Source organism: Micromonospora sp. DSM 43699 (assembly GCF_055517075.1).
In genome coordinates, this window is the sequence record NZ_JBTMMT010000270.1 from 1 (window position 1) to 388 (window position 388).

Consider the following 388-nt stretch of genomic DNA (forward strand, 5'->3'; position numbering starts at 1 on the left):
GGACCTGACGGTCGTGGCCCGGCTCGGCAGCGACTTCCTGGAGGGCGTCCTGCGCTGAGCCGGCCCGCTGCCGGCGGCGCCCGCCTCAGTCGAAGCGGATGTGCCGCACGCCCGTCCAGGTCCGCCGCAGCCGGTGCCGCAGCCGGCCGTCCGTGTCCGGCACGGGCGTCAGGCCCGCGGCCCCGGCCACCAGGTCCGCCACCCGGGGAACCGTCACCCGGTCCGTACGGATGTGAGTAGCGAACTCCGGGCGCGCGAGCCGCTCCAGGCAGTCGTCCAGCCGGCTCACGGCGAAGCTCTCCCGCTTCATTCCGCGTACGAGACCGCGTTCGCGCAGCCGCCGCAGAACGGTGGCGCGCTCCGCGAGGAGGGCGCTGTGGTGGACGGT

At 75.5% G+C, this 388-nt stretch carries 1 pseudogene; it reads right to left on the reverse strand.

Going from position 1 to position 388, the window contains the following annotated elements:
- Positions 1–85 precede the first annotated feature (85 nt).
- Positions 86–388, reverse strand: a pseudogene (locus tag AC0AIB_RS31595) (hypothetical protein); the annotation flags it as partial.